The following is a 16,478-nucleotide window of genomic DNA, read 5'->3' on the forward strand; positions in this document are numbered from 1 at the left end:
CAGACCGGGGCGACCTCCGGCGTACGGAACGTCTGCGGGCGCCGTTGGCGGGCACACGGTGTGGTACGAGTCGGCGTCGGACGGGAGAGCGGGGAAGTCGGTGACGAGCAAGAGGACGGACACCGGGGCGACGGGTGTCAGGGCGAAGGGCTGGGCGCATTCGTTTCCCGTGTCGGGAGGCGTGCACGCCGGGCGGCGGTGGACACGAAGGCAGTTGGGGTTCCTTCCATGGACCGCGGACGAGCCCGAGACGGTGGACTCCGTTGTCCTGGCCGTGTCCGAACTCCTCACCAACGCGCACATCCACGCGCACAGCGACGCGCGTCTGATCCTCACCTGGGACGGCGACTGCCTGCACGTGAGCGTGCACGACGAGGACCCGACACTGCCGCGCCAGCGCACACCGAAGCCGGGGGAGACCTCCGGTCGCGGCGTGGGCATCGTACGGATGCTGGCCGACGAGCTGGAGGTGAGGTGCCAGCGGCACGGCAAGACGGTGTCGGCCTGCTTCCGTCCGGAGAGCGCCGACCGCCCCGCTGCCGAGCGGCCGGACGCCGAGCGTCTGGGTGCCGACCGCCCGGACGCCGAACGGCCGGGCACCGACCGGCCCGACGCCGGCTGAGGGCCGCTGCCGCACGGCGAGTTGTACGATGGCGTGTCTGCCCCGCCCGCCGTTGCGCAGGGACGGTGAGGGAAGCGCCGTACAGCGGCACATGGGAAGCAGGGGAGAGAACGTGGATGCCTCCCATGACGTGCACGGGCCAGGGTCGGCACGGTCGTCCGAGGGCATGGCGCTGGAGATCCGCTCTCTGCCGGGCCGCCCGGGGATCCGAGCCGCCGGAGAGATCAACGTGATCACCCGCTCTTTTTGGGAACACGCTCTGGTGGACCTGGCGAACGCCCACACGGACGTCTCCTTCGTGGAGCTGTCCGACCTGATGTCCATCGATGTGGGCGGTGCGGCGGCGCTGGCGGTCACCGCGCAGCGACTGCCCACGGGCCGGATCGTCGTGGACCGTCCACCGCCGGAGCTGGAGCGGATCCTGGACATGTTCTGGCCCGGCCTTTCGACGATCGAGGTGGCGGGGCGATGAGTACGGCCACGAGCAGTGAACACGAACCCTTTGTGCACCCTGCGCTGTTCTACCGGGGCAGGGAGCAGTACACGGCCGGCACGGTGCCGTTCCTGCGGGCGGGGCTGTCCGCCGGCGAGGCCGTGGCGGTCGCCGTCCCGGGCCCCAACCTCGAGCTGATCAGGGCTGCGATGGGTGCGCGTGCTGCCGAGATCGAGTTCCTCGACATGACCAGGGTGGGCCGCAACCCGGGACGGATTATTTCCGGGGTGCTGCGTGCCTTCGCCGACGCCCATCCGGCCGGGCGGGTGAGGATCATCGGCGAACCGATCTGGGCCGACCGCTCGGCCGTGGAGTACCCGGCCTGCGTGCAGCACGAAGCCCTCATCAACGCGGCCTTCCAGGGTCGGCACGTGACGATCCTGTGCCCGTACGACGCGGACGCCCTCGCCCCGGAGACGCTCGCGGACGCCCACCTCACCCACCCCGTCGTCATCGACGCCGGCGTCGAACGGATCAGCGAGGCATACGATCCCGAGCGCGCCGTCGCCCACTACGACCGGCCGCTCGCCCACCCGGCCGGGGCGGCTTCCCTCGCGTTCGACGCGGACGCGCTCCCGTGGGCCCGTTCCTTCGCGGTGCAGGAGGCCCGGCAGTTGGGCCTGACCGGCGACCGCTTGCAGGATCTGACACTGGCCGTGGCGGAGCTGACCACCAACAGCGTGGTGCACGGCGGGGGGACGGGCACCGTGCGCGTCTGGGCCGAGGGACCGCAGCTCGTGTGCGAGGTCCACGACCGAGGCCGCCTGACCGACCCCCTGGCGGGCCGCAGGCCCCCGGCTCGCGACCAGTTGGGCGGCCGTGGTCTCCTGCTCGTCCACTACGTCGCCGACCTCGTGCGCCTGCACACCACCGAGGCCGGCACCACCGTCCGCTTCTACCTGGACCTCTGACCGTGCCGTCCGCTCGCGAACCGTCCGGGGTCAGTAACTCAGCGCGTCCTCGGCCGTCCCGAGGAAGCTGGTGACCGTGCCGTCGTTCACGGTGACAGGGCCGTCGGCGATCGTCACCGTCGCCGGGCTCTCGGCGGCAGTGAGCGCGACCTCCACCTGGTGGGCGGTCTTGCCGCCCTCGGTGTCGAGGCCCGAGAAGAGGATCCCGGCGTAGGCGCGGTCGCCTGGGTTCAGCAGCCAGTCGTCGACGGTCGGGCCGCGGTGCTCCGCCGCCCCGTCGAGCCCCGGGATCGTGATGACCAGGTCGTTCGCCGCCAGCAGGCAGGGGTCGCCGCTGTTGTTGGTCGCGGTCAGCAAGGCGTGGCTCGCTTCCTTGGAGGCGACGGTGACGTTGTAGCTCAGGTCGGTCGTCTCGCACATGCCGACGCCGCCGTCCTGGCCGTCGTCCGTCCCCGACCCTCCGGACCCGGACGTGCCGGATCCGGACTTCCCGGTCCCGGACTTGCCGCTCCCCGACTTCCCGGAGCCGGACTTCGACGGCGGCGGGGTGCTGCCGCCGTCGGTGGAGTCGCCGCCCTCGCCACCCGGTTCGGCCGTCGTGGACGCCTCGGCGTCGGTGTCCGAACCTGCTCTGGACGGGCTCGCCGACGTTCTCGGCGAGGCCTTGTCCTTGTCCGTGTCGCCCCCGCACGCGGTCAGTGCCACGATGCCGAGCGAGCAGGCGGCGAATACGGCGGTGAGACGACGCGAACGAACCGTGTGAATCATGAAGAACCCCCGAGAGTGTGAGCGTCCGGGTGATCGTGCCTCATGGGAGCGCTTCCTCCACCCGCTCGCACCGAGAGGGAACCGTCTGCGGACAGCACTGTGACACTGTGACCAGCCGGAAGATCGACAACGCCCATGCGATCGGCGGCGCGGCGGATTTCGGCCGACCTGACCGGCCTGATCGTTTCTGAGTACGTGTACTCAGGCCCCGCGACGATCACTTGGGCAGACTGTGGCGTCCATGACAGGCGAGTGAGGGAGTGGACGTGAACCGAACGAGGGCAGCCCTGGCGGTGACGGCGCTGACGGTCTGTGCGCTGGCGGGATCCGGCGTGGGGTCCGCCGCCGCGGCCGGAGAACCCCTGCTGCCCCACCCCGGCCCGGAGGGCCTGGTGTGGGTGGAGGAACAGGTCGGCGACGGTGGGGTGGCGTCGGGGGGCGCCTGGGAGAGGCTGCCGACCGTCCTCACGGTGGCGTGCGAGGGCGACGGTGATGTGCGGGTGACGATGCGATCGCGGGAGACGGAGGTCGCCGCGTTCACGGTCGACTGCCCGGCGGGAACCGTCGGCGTCGGCTCGGTGACCATGGACCCCGGCGTGGTCCAAAACGGCTCCTTCACCATCGGGGTCGACGCGTCGTCCGAGACGATCCGCTGGGCACTGACGGTGACCCAGCCGGAACAGCCGGCATAGCCGGAGCGCATCGGAAGCGATCCAGGGGCGCGCGACGGCACGGAGGTCTCAGCGACGACGGCCACGTACGACCTGGTGCCGGACGAGGGGCTGTGGACCTCCCACGACGGCGTACGTGCGTGGCGGCGCGCGGCGGGATGGAGGCACCGCGACGCCCGGCTGTCCGCCCGCCGAAGGACGTCGGGCACCCCCGTTCCGGGGCCGGTTCAGTCGCGGCCGGGGCAGGGCGGACGGTGGTCGAGGCCCGGGAAGTGGCGGGTCCACTGGGCGGGGGTGAGCGGGGCGTCGACGTGGGTGCAGGCGTGGGCCCGTACCCAGGAGACGTCGGTGTTCCAGATCTCGATCGTGTGGTCGTTGCTGAGGGTGGCCACGGTGTCGGACGCCGCCAGGGGCAGGACGACCGCGAGACCGCCCGAGAGACCGGTCAGCAGGGCTCGTTCGCCGGGACGCGAGCGGTCGGTCGCCTTCCACAGGCGTACGGTGCCGTCCTGTCCGGCGGTGATCACCTCACGGCCGTCCCGGGTGAACTCCACATGGCCGATCATGCCGGTGTGGGCGTGGAGCCGGCCGAGCCTGCGGTGCGCGCGCGGATCGGCGACGTCCCACAGACGCGCCGTGCGGTCGTCGCTGCCGGAGACGAGCGTACGGCCGTCCCGGCTGAAGGCGAGTCCGACGACGAAGTCGTCGTGGTCGCGGAGCACGGCGATCGTGGCGGCGTGGCGCGGGTCGGTGACGTCCCACAGCCGGACGGTGCGGTCGTCGGAACCGGAGGCCAGGGTGGAGCCGTCGGGGCTGAAGGCGACCGGTTTGACGTTGAGCGCGTGGCCGGTCAGTTCTCCCAGGAGGCGGGGGCGGTCGGGATCGCGGACGTCCCACAGCCGGACGGTGTCGTCGTAGCTGCCGGTGGCGAGCGTGCGGCCGTCCGGGCTCACGGCCAGGGAGAAGACGAACTCGCCGTGGTGGCTGGAGGTGGTCGACCGCAGGCGCGGTCGGGCGGGGTCGGCCACGTCCCAGAGCCGGATCGCGCGGTCCTCGCCGATACCGGCCAGTACCCCGCCGGGGCCGAAGGCCAGCGTGTGGGCGGCCTCGGGGTCGCCGTGCGTCGTGCCCAGCAGACGGGGGCCACGGGGGTCGGCCGTGTCCCACATCCGGAGACTGCCGTCGTCGTGCGCGGTGGCGAGCCTGCGGCCGTCGGGGGTGGCGGCCAGGGCGTGGACATGGCGGGCCAGGGTGTACGGGGCGACGCTGAGCAGTCCGTTGCGGGTCGCCCGGTTCGCTTCCAACCGGTAGGCCGCCAGAGCCAGTTGCACGGCGAGCGAGCGGTCGCGGGTACGCAGGGCCGCCGCGCTCTCGACGGCCTGGAGTGCGAGGAGGCGGTTGCGCTGCGCGGTGACGGTCTGCTGGGAGCGCAGCGCGTGACCGACGGCGGCCGCGGCGCACAGGAGCAGGACGACGAGGGCCGCGACGAGGCGGCGTAGTCGGCGGACGCGGTGGCGGGCGTGCCGGGTCTGCGCCTGTTCCGCGGCCTCGCTCGTCTCCAGGAAAGCGCGTTCTCGGGCGGTGAGCGTCTCCTTCGGGAGGTCCCTGGCGGCGGCCAGCCGCAGGCCCCGGTACAGGGTGTCCGGGTCGCGGTGCAGGGACTCCCAGACGGTGGTGGCCTCGGTGAGCGCGCGGTGCAGGCGCAGCCGGTCGCGGTTCTCGCCCAGCCAGCCGCCGAGCCGGGGCCAGCAGCGGATCAGGGCCTCGTGGGCGATCTCGACGTGGTCCCGGTCGACGGTCAGCAGGCGTGCCCGGGTGGCTTGTTCGAGGACGAGCGCGGTGTCGTGGCTGTCGTCGAGCTCATGGCGCGGCACACGGCGTTTGGTGTCCTCGGTGCCCTCACCCAGGGCGATGAGACGCAGGAACAGCAGTCGGGCGACGGTCTGCTGGGAGTCGTTCAGGGACGCGTGGAACGCCTCGGCGGTCTGCGCGAGGGCGCCCTCGAAACCGCCTGCCGCCTGGAATCCCGCGAGGGTGAGAGTGTTGCCGCGCCGCCGGCGCCAGGTCTCCAGAAGGGCGTGCGAGAGCAGGGGGAGCGCCCCGGGCCGGCCGTGGGCGTCGGCGGTGAGCGCCGCGAGAAGGGCGCCCTCGACGGTCAGCCGGACGCGGGCGGCCGGCTGGACGATCGCCGCCCGCAGCTCGTCGAGCGTCATCGGACCGACGGGGACGTGGGCCTCCGCCAGGGCGTCGACGAGGGCGGGCAACCGGGTGCAGTGCGTGTAGAAGTCCGACCGTACGGCCAGTACGACGCGGCAGCGGCTGTCTGCGGCGTGCGCGGCATGCAGGAGAGCCGAGACGAACGCGTCACGTTCCTCCGCGTCGGGGCAGAGGGTGAAAACCTCCTCGAACTGGTCCACGACGACGAGGAGTTCGTCGGCCGGATCCGGTGAGCGGGCCAGTATCTGGCGTACGACACGGTGCAGTGTGCGGGGTTCCGAGGCGAGTTCGTCCGCGACGGCTCCCGGAGTGAGACCGGCTCGGGCCGCCAGCTGGATCGCGCATTCCTCCAGGGGGCGCGCGCCGGGAGTGAATACCAGGGCCGGTTCGCCGGGGAATCGGGGGAGCACACCGGCGCGCAGCACCGAGGATTTCCCGGATCCCGAGGCGCCGAACAGAACGAGGAATCTCTTTCTGCTCAGATGTTCGACGAGTCTTCCGGTCAGATTCTCCCGGCCGAAGAAAGCGTCGGCGTCCGACTGTTGGAAAGGGGCCAGACCGACATAGGGCGAGGTGGCCGTGGTCTCCTCGCCCCCGCTGGGCTCCGAGCCGGCAGTGCCGCTCCCGGTGGCGCACGCGGCGGCCGTGGTGTGCCAGAACAGCTCCCATTCCCGCACGTCACCGCCACAGGCACGGACGTAGGCGAGAGTGACTGCCAGCGACGGCAGTTGACGTCCCGACGCGGCCCCGGAGAGCGCCGCGATCGAATAATGCGCCCGCCGTGCGAGGTCCCGATAGGTGGGATTTCCCGACTGCTCCCGCAGTTTTCGCAACCGCGCCGCGAAATCCCGCAGTGGTCCACTCTCCGCTTCCAGCGGTCGCTCTCCCCGTGGCACCCGAAAACGCACCTCCCTCTGAGCCATTCGGGATTGTTCACCATGCGTTTGTTCAGCGCCAGCCCGCCGATCGTGAACAACGCGCGGCGGCTACAAACGGAGCGTCGACTCACCACGACCGATCCGGGAGGACCCATGAACGCCTACACACGGCACCGCGCCGGCCGACCGCTCGGGGGCGCGGCGACCCCGCCCCCGCTCTCCGCACCCGACCCGGTCGAGAGGACCGAACGCCGCGACGCCCCTGACCGGCTGGGGCATTTCACCGCCGATCAGCTGGGACGGCTGTGCGAGGTGGCGGGCATCGGCGCGCGACAGCGGACCACGCACCAACGGGTGCTGTCCGAACTCCTGGGCCCGGCCGCCGCGCTGCCCCTGACCGACCCACCGCCCTCCCCCTCCTTCGTGTCGGACGACCACACACCGGTCGAGTTCTCACTGACGTTCCCCGCCGGTGGCGCCCCCGTCCTGCGGGTGCTCGTCGACCCGGGCTTCGCCGCCCGGTCGCTGCCGGAAAACGCCCGCACGGCACGGGCGGCCGTGGGACGCCTGGCCACCCAATGGGGCATCGACCTGGGCGAACTGACCCGCCTGAGCGACCTCTTCCTCCCACCGGAACCCCACGGACCGCTGACCCTGTGGTGCGCCCTCGACCTGCGCCCGGCCGGCCCCACCGGAGTCAAGCTGTACCTGAACCCGGGTGCCCGGGGCATCGAGCGCGCCATGGAGACCGTCACCGAGGCCATGACGAGGCTCGGCCACGCCCGGGCCTTCGAACCGGTAAGGCGCCATGTGGCCGCCCGCTCGCCGGAGCGGGCCGCGTTCATGTTCTTCGCCCTGGACGTGGGCCCGTGGGCCGAGCCGCGGGTGAAGGTCTACGTCGCCCACCCCGGCGCCACGGCCGCCGACGCGGCGGACGCGGCCCGCCTGGTGCCCGCGGCGTGCCCGGAACGGGTCGCTGAGCTGTGCCGCCTCGTCGGCGGGGAGGGCCCCTTCGACCGGCTTCCGCTCGTCTCCTGCTACTCGTTCACCGGCGCGGACACCCACCACCCGACCGGCCACGGCCTCCACGTCCCCGTCCGGGCGTACGTCCGCGACGACCGGGGGGCACACGACCGGGCCGTACGGTTCCTGCGCCGGTACGGGGTGCGCAGCACGCCGCTCGACCGTGCCCTCGACGCGCTCACCGTCCGTCCCCTGACCGCGGGCGTCGGCCTCATCTCCTATCTGAGCCTGGTCCAGGCGGGGCGGCAGGCACCCCGGATCACCACCTACTTCTGCCCCGAGGCCTACCGCGTTCTCCCCCCACGGCAGGGCACCGCATCGCCGAGCCCCGCCCCGGCCCCTGCAACCGAGCGGGGATCCACGGCGCCGCAATCCACCCCACAGGGCTTCACGGTCCCGCGTACGACCGGCTGAACCCGGCCCGCCCACCCGTCCGACAGCACACCGAAGGGAAGACCGATCATGGAGCCGTACCGGATCAAGGTCGTGGAGCCGATCCCCGTCACCACCCGCGCACAGCGTCAGGCCGCCCTTGCCCGTGTCCAGTACAACCTCTTCGACCTGCGGGCCGACGAGGTCACCGTCGACCTGCTCACCGACTCGGGAACCGGAGCCCTGTCCGCCGCCCAGCTCGCCGCCGCCATGGACGGCGACGAGTCCTACGCGGGCTCGCGCTCCTTCCACCGCTTCCACGAGACCGTCCGCGAACTCACCGGCTACCCGCACATCCTGCCGGTGCACCAGGGACGCGCGGCCGAACGGCTCCTGGCCTCGACGCTCCTCGGCCCCGGCAGGATCTTCCTGAGCAACACGCACTTCGACACCCTGCGGGCCAACGTCGCCCTCGCCGGGGGAGAGGCCTGGGACCTGCCCTGCCCCGAGGCCGAGGACCTGGACAGCGCACAGCCGTTCAAGGGGAACATCGACACCGCCCGTCTCAAGCAGCTCCTGGACGGACCCGACGGCGGCCGCGTCGCCGCGGTGATCATGACGCTCACCAACAACGGCGGCGGCGGGCAGCCGGTGTCCATGGCCAACCTGACCCTGACCTCCGCACTCTGCCGGGAACACCGTGTGCCCCTGATCCTGGACGCGGCACGGTTCGCGGAGAACGCCTGGCTGGTCACCCAGCGGGAACCCGGCTACCGCGACCACAGCCCCCGGCAGGTCGCCGAAGAGGCATTCCGGCTCGCCGACGGCTGCACGATGAGCGCGAAGAAGGACGGCATCGCCCACATCGGCGGCTTCCTCGGCCTGAACGACGGCGAGCTGGCCCGGCGCTGCGAGCTGCTGCTCATCGCGACGGAGGGATTCCCCACCTACGGCGGACTGGCGGGCCGTGACCTGGACATGGTCGCCCAGGGTCTGCGCGAGGTCACCGACCCGGAGTACCTCCGCGCCCGGGCCGAGGACACCGCCTATCTGGCGGACGTGGTGCGGTCGGCCGGCGTCGACATCGTCGAGCCGCCCGGGCTGCACGCGCTCTACCTCAACGCCGGCCGTCTGCTGCCGCACATCCCGCCGCACCAGTTCCCCGGACAGGCACTGGCCTGCCGCCTGTATCTGGAGGGCGGCATCCGTTCCGTCGAACTCGGCTCCCTGTACCTGGGCACCGAGGACGAGACCGGCGCCCCCCTCACCAGCGCCCCGTACGAACTGCTGCGGCTGGCCGTTCCCCGCCGGACCTACACCCGCGGCCACTTCGACCACATCGGCCGTGCGCTGGCCCGCACGGTCCGCGACGCGCATCTCGTCCCCGGCCTCCGGATCACCGAACAGCCGCCCCTGCTGCGCCAGTTCCGCGCGAAGCTCGCGCCGGTGGCCCAGCGCCCGTGAGCCAACAGCCCGCTGATGCCGCTCGACCGGCACAACGCAGCGGTGGAAACCCTCCCTCAGCCCCGAAGGCCTGAGCTGCCGGGTTCCCGCCGCTGCGCCGGCCCGGGCGCGGAGACGGTCAGCGCTCGCAGCTGTCCTTCAGGTCGTTGGCGTCTTTCGTGCAGGTGTCGGTGCCGCCGTCCCCGAAGGAGCGGTCGTTGCCAGGCGTGGAGTCCCCGGCGATGAGGCGGTCGTCGACATTTCTGCAGAACATGACGTCGTCCGACCTCCAGGACGGCAACGCCTCCGCGGTCCTGCGCTTCTTCGGCCGCCTGGCCAACCGCGTCCACGCGCAGGACGCCTCCGCCGGTGCCCTGCCCACGCTGTACGCGGCGGTCCCACCCCGAGTCGGCCGTTCCGCCCGGGCCGGCGACCCCGTCGCGGCCGCGCATCTGTGGACCGGCTCCGAGGAACTGACGGGGGTCGTCTTCCCCGAGCGGCTGGGCGAGGTGGTCGACCAGGGCTGAGCCGATCCGGGATCCCGCACGCGCGCCCCGGGCGGCCGGGAGCCCACCGCTAAGATCCTGGCATGACCGGAGATCGCGACCGTTGGGCCGAACTGACCGGCGGACAGGCCGGGGAGGAGTACGCCCGGCGTTTCGCTCGGCTCGCCGCGTCGGGCCACGACGTCCACGGCGAGGCCCATTTCTGCGCGACGCTGCTGGCAGAGCCCGCCGCCCGGGTCCTCGACGCCGGCTGCGGCACCGGCAGGATCGCGATCCGGCTCGCCGAACTGGGGCACTCCTGCACCGGCGTGGACATCGACCCCTCGATGCTCGCCGTCGCCCGCCGGGAAGCCCCCGTGCAGGAGTGGCTCCTCGGTGACCTGGCCCGTCTGGACACCCTGGGCCTGGAACCGGGGTACGACCTGACGATCGCCGCCGGGAACGTCATCCCTCTCCTGGCCCCCGGCACCGAGGCGACGGTCGTCCGGCAGTTCGCCGCCGTACTGCGCTCCGGCGGGCTGCTGGTCACCGGCATGGGCCTGGACGCGGCCCATCTTCCGCTGCCGGAACCGACGGTGACCCTCACCGAGTTCGACCAGTGGTGCGGCGAGGCCGGACTGACCCTCCGTCAGCGGTACGCCACATGGAGCGGCGAGCCCTACGAGGACGGCTGCGGCTACGCCGTCAGCGTGCACTCCCGCTCCACGACCTGAGCGGCCCGGCCGTGCCCGGCGGGCCTCAGCGGGCGAGGACGCTCGCGAACTTCCGGCCCGCCACCACCGGGTAGCCGAAGTCCGTCGCGTTGAAGGACATCGCCGATGTGGTCGTCAGGCCGGCGACCGCGCCCCGCAGCACCCATGCCGCGCCGTCGTCGTAACCGTTCGGCACGAGGTCCTCGCCGTACGCGCCGATCGCGAGGTCGGCCGCGGGAGACGCCGGACGCGACAGCCCCGTACGGCACGCGCTCCTACTGCTCGCCCAGACCGACGGCCCGTTGGTCCACCTCGATGTCCGAGCGGGCCACGCCACGGAACCGAGTGGGCCGGAAGGCCCCGAGGAGGCTCTGCTCGTGATCGGTGGTGAGCTCGGCCGCGACCAGCCGCCCCAGGATCGGTGCCAGGGTGACGCCGCTGTGCGAGACGAGGCAGTAGACGCGGGACCGCGCGGAGGCGTAGCCGGCGATGGTGTGGCCGTCCGCCGGCAGCGACCGCAGGCCCACCCGCAGGTCGATCCGCGGCTCCCGGCGAGGGCCGGGCAGCAGCGCGGTGAACCGCCGGGCGAGGATGCGCGCGAGGTCCCCGTCGTCGGTCGGCGGTCTTGCCGGGTCGACGTCCGCGTTCAGGTCCAGGGCTTGCAGGACCGTGCCCCCGTCGGCGGCGGGGCGGAGGTTGAGACCCGGGCTGTGCACCACGCAGCGCAGGTCGAGGACGGGGGACGTGGCGTACCCGAGGAGGCCGACCGTCTGCGCTCCACGACCGGTGTCGGTCACCATCGGGATGTCGATGCCGGACCGGGCGGCGAGCCGCCCGGTCCAGCGGCCCGCCGCCAGGACGACGCGATCGCCTGTGTGGACCTGGCCCCCGACCAGGGTGACGGCGACCGCGTCCGGCCCGTCGTCGATGGCCTCGACCTCGCCGATCAGGTATCCGGCGCCGTGCCGCTCCGCGTCCGTCAGCAGGTTCCGTACGAAGAGCTCCGGCAGTACATACCCCTCGCCGGGGAAGTGCGCGATGGAGGTGATGGTCGCCGGGACGCGGAGTTCGCCCGCTGTCCGCGTGGCCTCGTCGACCGTGACCCAGTGCACGGGGTAGCCGAGGGACCGCAGCCGTGCCACGTTGTCGGCGAGCCGCTGCTCGTTCGCGGCGTCCGCCCATTGCAGTGCTCCGCTGCGGAAGTAGGACGGCGCACCGGGCAGCCGCTCGGCGAGCCTGGCGTGCTCCTCCATCCCCGCGAGGTTCAGCCGGTGGTATGCCGGGTCGGGCTTCCTGCTGGAGTTGGTCCAGGCGAAGGTGGTCGCGCTCGTCCCCGTGCCCGCTCCCCGCTGATCGAGGAGAAGAACATCCTGGCCGGCGACGGCGAGCTGCCTCGCGACACTCACGCCCAGGACACCGGCACCGATGATGACGACCTTCATGGTTCGCGCATCCCCTTTCCGGAGGCGACTGGTGCTCACATGGCCGGGACCGGCAGCTCCAGGAAGAACTCGGCGGTTCCCGGACGGACGAGGGTCGTGACGACCTCGACGGTGGTCGCGTCCTCGGCGCGCAATTCCCTGCGCCGCATCAACGCCGGTGTCCCGACCTCGCTGTTCAGCAGTGCGGCGTCCCGCTCGCCGAGGACCACGGGGTCGAGGTAGAGCCGGATCGCGTCGACCGGCACGCCCCTGCGCCGCAGATAGGGGAGGGTGACGAGGTCTTCGAGGTTCTCGTTCAGCAGGTCGGGGGCGGCCGCGAAGAGCACCACGTGCCGTTCGACCGACTGCGGCTCCTCGCGCACGTCCAGCTTGCGGCGGACCAGCTCCACCACGGCCGTGTCCCCGGCGGCGCCGGGAAGGGCCAGGACCGCGTCGGCGGCCCGGACGATCCGCGCCGAGACGACCTCGTGGCGGCCCGGTGTGCCCTTGGCGGCTGTCGCCGGGGTGACGAAGTTGAGCAGGTTGATCTGCCGCGCCACGTCCGCGACGAACGTACCGTGCCGCCGTCGGCGGATCGCCAACCCCGCCTCCGCAAGGTCGTTGAGGACCCGCTGCGCCGTGGCACGACTGACGCCGTGCTCGACGGAGAGATCCTTCTCGGTCGGCAACCGGGTGCCGGGAGGCAGTTCCCCGGCCCGGATCCTCGCTTCGATCTGTCGTCTGATCTGTACGTAGAGCGGCGCGGCCAACTGACCAGTCCGTTCCTCGAATCCGCCGTCCGGCGACGTGGTTCCCAGTCGCACCCCAACACATTGACCATACAATCCACCAATTGTCCGGTCAATTGGTGGAGTTGATGGATCTCGTACCGTGGCTCCGCATGACCGAAGTCGAGATCGAGATCACCGCGGAGCTGGTGCGCGATCTTCTCCAGGACCAGCACCCGGACCTCGCGGGGCTGCCCCTCCGTGCGGTGGCGGGCGGCTGGGACAACCAAATGTGGCGCCTCGGGGACGAGTTGGCCGTGCGCATGCCGCGCACGCAACGTGCCCCGGATCTCCAGAGCGGGGAGCGTCGGTGGCTGCCCGTCCTGGCCCCGCGCCTGCCGCTCCCGGTCCCGAGACCCGTACGCACCGGCGAACCGTCCGCGCGCTTCCCCCAACCCTGGACCGTCATGACCTGGGTCCCGGGCGAGCCGCTGGACCACAGTTCCATCAGCCGTGGGGACCACGCCGCCGCGGAGTTGGCGCACTTCCTCAGGGCACTTCACGTGGAGGCGCCCGCCGATGCGCCGATCAGTACGGACCGCGGCGGTCACCCCAGCAAGTCCACCGGAGGCTTCGACCACTTCTTCCACGCCGTACCTCTGGGCGGCTCGGCCGATGAGGTCCGGGCCGTCTGGAACGACGCCGTCGCGGCCCCCGACTGGGAGGGTCCGCCGCTGTGGGTGCACGGAGATCTGCATCCCGCGAACGTCGTCGTCGCGGACGGGACGCTGGCGGGCGTCGTCGACTTCGGTGACATGTTCGCCGGCGATCCGGCATGGGACATCGCGGCCGCCTGGGTCGTCCTTCCCGAGGGCGCCGCCGCACGGTTCTTCGACGTGTACGCGCGTGCCGACGAGGCGACGATCCGCCGCGCCCGCGGACTCGCCGCCATGAAGTGCCTGTTCCTCATGCTCATGGGCCTGAACGGAGACCGGGGCCTTCCCGGCGGCAAGCCGACCTGGGGCCCCGCCGGCCGGGCGGCGCTCGGCCGGGTCACCTCCGGCCTGGGCTAGACCGCTGACGGAATGCCGCTACCCGGGGATCCGGCGGCCGAGGGAAGCGGCCACCTGGTCGAGGGCCGGGGCGTGCTCGGGTGTGGGCCGCGCCGGGGCGATGGAGCCGCCTGCCGTGCGGGGCAGGGCGTCGTAGATCTCCCGGACGACCGGGAGGGCGGCACGCGCGACGTCGGGCTCCAGGTCACGGTCGAGGCCGAGCGCGGTCGCGAGGTCCCAGCCGTGGACGAGCAGTTCGACGAGGAGTTGCTCGACCACGCGACGGCCGGGAGCGGGACCGAAGGAGCGGTCCAGCACGCCCGGTCGCAGGAACGCCTCGCGGGCCCCGGCGGCGGCGGTCTCGAAGGCCGCGATGTGGTCGTCGCCGAGATGGTCCTCGGTGTGGCCGACGGTGGGGGGCGTGCCCTGGGCCAGGCCGCCCCAGATGATGTTCTCCCACACGAGGTGTCCGAGCAGGTCCCGTACGGTCCACGCCTCGCAGGGGGTCGGCCGGTCGAACCGCTCCGGCGTCGCCGCCCGTACGAGTGCGTGCACGGTGTCCTGGACACGCGTGAAAGCGTTCAGGACACCGCCCGGCCAAGGATCGGTGTCGTCCGTGTAGAGGGCTTCGAGTACGGCGGCCCGGGCACCGGGCGCGGGGTTGGCGCGCAGCGCGGTGACGAGCCACCGGCCTTCCTCCGCGATGCCGGCGGGCGCGGGTCGGCCGCCCAGGACACACAGCAGTTGCCAGAAACGCTCGACGGCCGGTTCGGCCGCGGCGGTGAGCTGCTCGCACAGCAGCGCACGGGCCTCGGTGCCGTCGGAGTGCACGGTGGGATCGGTGTTCGCGCGGCTGGGCAACCAGGCGGCGACGACGTCGACGACGATCTGGTCCGCGGCCGGCGAGTCCGCCGCGGTGCCGGCCCGCATCGCCTCGCGGACGCGCGCGGTCCAGGTGTCGGTGAGGGCGCGCATCTCCTCCGCGACGGAGGCGTCCCGCACTCCCCGCTTCTGACGGGCGGCGTACTCGGCCATGCGCCGCACGGCGGGACGCAGGTCCCCGTCGGCGATGAGTTCGCCCAGCTCGAGCCAGGCTTCCACCTGCTCGTCTGTGGGATCCTCAGGAATGTCGGAACCGGCCGCGAGAAGACCCTCGCGGAAGTGCGGCACCTCCAGATCGCCGAGGGTGTCGGTGAGGAAGTCGTGGACCAGCGCGCGGCGTTCGTCGGGGGACAGGTGGGCGGTGCGCGTCATCAGAGCGAGTCCTTCGTGGGTCGTACGTCGGGTGACGGTGCGCAGGACGGCCTGGTGGGTCCGCAGACGGCGGATCTGCGCCTCCAGTGCCTCGACGTGTGTGGCGGCCACCTCCGTGAGCCCGCCCTCCCGGTCCAGGGCAGCCCGGATGTCCCCGAGCCCCATCCCCAAGTCCCGCAGTGTGCGGGCCAGGTGCAGCCTGGCCACGCCGGCGGCGTCATAGCGGCGGTAGCCGCCGCCGGTCCGGCCGACCGGTGTCACGACGCCCACGTCCGACCAGTGCCGCACCACTTTCACGGGCAGACCGACCTGCCGTGCCACGGCCCCGATGCTCCACGTGGGCCGCGAGGCGTCGTCCCTGTGCATGCGCTCCACTCTCGACTCTCCCTCCGTGGGAGAGTCAAGCAACCCGCCGGGCGGGCCCGGCTGACCCAGGGTCTGATACACCCGAGCTGTCACAGGCGGGTGTTCGGGGGATTTTGGGCAACGGTAGATCTGCAGTTGCTCGTCACTGAGGTCGATCGTGGTCGGATCGCCCACCGGCGGGTAGCACGGGTCCGGCTCGACCACCCCACGGCTCTGAAGGTGCCCGCGACCGGCCGCACCCGGGCCCTCCCCGGCGGCAGCGGCCGTACGGTCACGCTGAGCGTCGCGCACCGGGTGCGGGACTTCGTGTGGGCGGCGGGCCCGTTCCGCACGGCGACGGAGACAACGCCCGGGGGCGTGCGCGTGAAGTCGTACTGGGCGAGCGACACCCCGGCCGAGGGAGTACGCCTCAACCGCGTGGACGCCGTCGCCGCGATCGACCGCTTCGGAGGGGAGTTCGGCCGCTACCCGTACGGCGAGATCGACCTCGTGATGACCAGCGGTTTCGGCGGTGGCATGGAGTACCCGGGCTTGGTCCTGGTCGGCACCACCGAGGAGGGCGGCGCCGTCGTCCACGAGGTGGCGCACCAGGGGTGGTACGGCATCGTCGGCAACGATGAGTACACCTCACCGTGGCTGGACGAGAGCTTCGCCCAGTACGCCAACGCCCGCTTCTACGGGTGGGAGACCCGCGACTGCTGGGCGGAAGTCTCCTGGCCGAGCGACACCGCCGCCCTGACCAACTCCATGGCGTATTGGTCCGAGCACCGTGGTGAGTACCACCTCATCCACTTCGCCGGATCCTGCGCCCTGGCAGACCTGGAACGCACGCTCGGCGCCGACACCATGGCCCGGCTCCTCAAGCGGTACGTCGAGGACCACTGGTACGGCGTCTCCACCACGGCCGCGTTCAAGAAGGCGGGCCCGGGAGGCGACGGACGAGGACCTGGACCCGTTCTGGGAGAGCCACCGCATCCGGTGACGATGCCTCACACAGCGGCAGCCCGCCGCTGCCCGGACTGATCCGAACACCGTCATCCAAGCCGCCGTACCGACGGAGG

The 16,478-nt window shown here is 72.2% G+C and carries 16 protein-coding genes and 1 pseudogene; 10 read left to right on the forward strand and 7 right to left on the reverse strand.

Going from position 1 to position 16,478, the window contains the following annotated elements; genetic code table 11:
• The first annotated feature begins 100 nt into the window (after window positions 1-100).
• The 3 genes from P8T65_RS46090 (at window position 101) to P8T65_RS46100 (ending at window position 2,026) form a co-directional block, all read left to right on the forward strand.
• Window positions 101-622: an ATP-binding protein gene (locus P8T65_RS46090; protein ID WP_316731386.1), complete on the forward strand. Its 522-nt coding sequence runs from the start codon at window positions 101-103 to the stop codon at window positions 620-622.
• Between the two features lie 112 nt (window positions 623-734).
• Complete coding sequence (locus tag P8T65_RS46095; RefSeq protein WP_399102903.1) at window positions 735-1,094, forward strand: hypothetical protein; 360 nt, start codon at window positions 735-737, stop codon at window positions 1,092-1,094.
• Complete coding sequence (locus tag P8T65_RS46100) at window positions 1,091-2,026, forward strand: anti-sigma factor RsbA family regulatory protein (RefSeq protein ID WP_316731387.1); 936 nt, start codon at window positions 1,091-1,093, stop codon at window positions 2,024-2,026. Before P8T65_RS46095 ends, P8T65_RS46100 begins: the two co-directional genes overlap by 4 nt.
• Before the next feature lie 30 nt (window positions 2,027-2,056).
• On the opposite strand, the gene P8T65_RS46105 is transcribed toward P8T65_RS46100, so the two are convergent.
• A complete protein-coding gene (locus P8T65_RS46105; RefSeq protein ID WP_316731388.1) occupies window positions 2,057-2,794 on the reverse strand; it encodes a DUF4232 domain-containing protein in 738 nt (245 codons plus the stop codon).
• A gap of 266 nt (window positions 2,795-3,060) precedes the next feature.
• On the opposite strand from P8T65_RS46105, the gene P8T65_RS46110 reads away from it, so the two are divergent.
• Entirely contained in the window at window positions 3,061-3,486 is a 426-nt protein-coding gene (locus P8T65_RS46110) for a hypothetical protein (RefSeq protein ID WP_316731389.1), read from the forward strand.
• A 206-nt stretch (window positions 3,487-3,692) separates the two neighbouring features.
• Here the strand turns inward: P8T65_RS46110 and P8T65_RS46115 are convergent, their stop codons facing one another.
• Window positions 3,693-6,515, reverse strand: a complete 2,823-nt coding sequence (locus P8T65_RS46115) for a hypothetical protein (protein WP_316731390.1) — start codon at window positions 6,513-6,515, stop codon at window positions 3,693-3,695.
• Window positions 6,516-6,713: 198 nt separating this feature from the next.
• Between P8T65_RS46115 and P8T65_RS46120 the strand changes: the two genes are divergently transcribed.
• Both P8T65_RS46120 and P8T65_RS46125 read left to right on the forward strand, forming a co-directional pair.
• Window positions 6,714-7,997 carry a tryptophan dimethylallyltransferase family protein gene (locus tag P8T65_RS46120; protein ID WP_316731391.1) on the forward strand — a complete coding sequence of 428 codons (1,284 nt, stop codon included), beginning with the start codon at window positions 6,714-6,716 and terminating at the stop codon, window positions 7,995-7,997.
• A gap of 48 nt (window positions 7,998-8,045) precedes the next feature.
• Window positions 8,046-9,419, forward strand: coding sequence for a tryptophanase (locus P8T65_RS46125; RefSeq protein WP_316731392.1), 1,374 nt, complete (start codon window positions 8,046-8,048; stop codon window positions 9,417-9,419).
• A 118-nt stretch (window positions 9,420-9,537) separates the two neighbouring features.
• Here the strand turns inward: P8T65_RS46125 and P8T65_RS46130 are convergent, their stop codons facing one another.
• Complete coding sequence (locus tag P8T65_RS46130) at window positions 9,538-9,672, reverse strand: hypothetical protein (protein ID WP_316731393.1); 135 nt, start codon at window positions 9,670-9,672, stop codon at window positions 9,538-9,540.
• Here P8T65_RS46130 and P8T65_RS46135 point away from each other — a divergent pair.
• Together P8T65_RS46135 and P8T65_RS46140 are read left to right on the forward strand one after the other, a co-directional pair.
• A complete protein-coding gene (locus P8T65_RS46135; protein WP_316731394.1) occupies window positions 9,671-9,925 on the forward strand; it encodes a hypothetical protein in 255 nt (84 codons plus the stop codon). The two genes, P8T65_RS46130 and P8T65_RS46135, sit on opposite strands and share 2 nt — an antisense overlap.
• A 62-nt stretch (window positions 9,926-9,987) precedes the next feature.
• Window positions 9,988-10,617, forward strand: coding sequence for a class I SAM-dependent methyltransferase (locus tag P8T65_RS46140; protein WP_316731395.1), 630 nt, complete (start codon window positions 9,988-9,990; stop codon window positions 10,615-10,617).
• A 25-nt stretch (window positions 10,618-10,642) separates the two neighbouring features.
• Here the strand turns inward: P8T65_RS46140 and P8T65_RS46145 are convergent, their stop codons facing one another.
• The 3 genes from P8T65_RS46145 to P8T65_RS46155 all read right to left on the reverse strand — a co-directional run bounded on the left by P8T65_RS46145 (window position 10,643) and on the right by P8T65_RS46155 (window position 12,841).
• Window positions 10,643-10,792, reverse strand: a complete 150-nt coding sequence (locus P8T65_RS46145) for a hypothetical protein (protein WP_316731396.1) — start codon at window positions 10,790-10,792, stop codon at window positions 10,643-10,645.
• 79 nt (window positions 10,793-10,871) lie between these two features.
• A complete protein-coding gene (locus tag P8T65_RS46150; RefSeq protein ID WP_316731397.1) occupies window positions 10,872-12,038 on the reverse strand; it encodes an FAD-binding oxidoreductase in 1,167 nt (388 codons plus the stop codon).
• Between the two features lie 35 nt (window positions 12,039-12,073).
• Window positions 12,074-12,841, reverse strand: a complete 768-nt coding sequence (locus P8T65_RS46155) for a GntR family transcriptional regulator (RefSeq protein ID WP_316731398.1) — start codon at window positions 12,839-12,841, stop codon at window positions 12,074-12,076.
• Window positions 12,842-12,918: 77 nt separating this feature from the next.
• On the opposite strand from P8T65_RS46155, the gene P8T65_RS46160 reads away from it, so the two are divergent.
• Window positions 12,919-13,818, forward strand: coding sequence for an aminoglycoside phosphotransferase family protein (locus tag P8T65_RS46160; protein WP_316731399.1), 900 nt, complete (start codon window positions 12,919-12,921; stop codon window positions 13,816-13,818).
• Window positions 13,819-13,836: 18 nt separating this feature from the next.
• On the opposite strand, the gene P8T65_RS46165 is transcribed toward P8T65_RS46160, so the two are convergent.
• Window positions 13,837-15,417, reverse strand: coding sequence for a TIGR03086 family metal-binding protein (locus tag P8T65_RS46165; protein ID WP_316731400.1), 1,581 nt, complete (start codon window positions 15,415-15,417; stop codon window positions 13,837-13,839).
• Between the two features lie 186 nt (window positions 15,418-15,603).
• Here P8T65_RS46165 and P8T65_RS46170 point away from each other — a divergent pair.
• Window positions 15,604-16,399 (forward strand): annotated as a pseudogene (locus P8T65_RS46170) (M1 family aminopeptidase); the annotation flags it as partial.
• Window positions 16,400-16,478: the final 79 nt, after the last annotated feature.

This window comes from Streptomyces sp. 11x1 (assembly GCF_032598905.1).
Lineage (GTDB): Bacteria > Actinomycetota > Actinomycetes > Streptomycetales > Streptomycetaceae > Streptomyces.

What these genes read in the sequence shown, in the direction of transcription:
- P8T65_RS46100 (WP_316731387.1), top strand. Translation starts at nt 1,091, where the DNA reads ATGAGTACGGCCACGAGCAGTGAACACGAACCCTTTGTGCACCCTGCG.
- P8T65_RS46105 (WP_316731388.1), bottom strand. Translation starts at nt 2,794, where the DNA reads ATGATTCACACGGTTCGTTCGCGTCGTCTCACCGCCGTATTCGCCGCC.
- P8T65_RS46160 (WP_316731399.1), top strand. Translation starts at nt 12,919, where the DNA reads ATGACCGAAGTCGAGATCGAGATCACCGCGGAGCTGGTGCGCGATCTT.
- P8T65_RS46140 (WP_316731395.1), top strand. Translation starts at nt 9,988, where the DNA reads ATGACCGGAGATCGCGACCGTTGGGCCGAACTGACCGGCGGACAGGCC.
- P8T65_RS46135 (WP_316731394.1), top strand. Translation starts at nt 9,671, where the DNA reads ATGACGTCGTCCGACCTCCAGGACGGCAACGCCTCCGCGGTCCTGCGC.
- P8T65_RS46150 (WP_316731397.1), bottom strand. Translation starts at nt 12,038, where the DNA reads ATGAAGGTCGTCATCATCGGTGCCGGTGTCCTGGGCGTGAGTGTCGCG.
- P8T65_RS46120 (WP_316731391.1), top strand. Translation starts at nt 6,714, where the DNA reads ATGAACGCCTACACACGGCACCGCGCCGGCCGACCGCTCGGGGGCGCG.
- P8T65_RS46130 (WP_316731393.1), bottom strand. Translation starts at nt 9,672, where the DNA reads ATGTTCTGCAGAAATGTCGACGACCGCCTCATCGCCGGGGACTCCACG.
- P8T65_RS46125 (WP_316731392.1), top strand. Translation starts at nt 8,046, where the DNA reads ATGGAGCCGTACCGGATCAAGGTCGTGGAGCCGATCCCCGTCACCACC.
- P8T65_RS46165 (WP_316731400.1), bottom strand. Translation starts at nt 15,417, where the DNA reads ATGCACAGGGACGACGCCTCGCGGCCCACGTGGAGCATCGGGGCCGTG.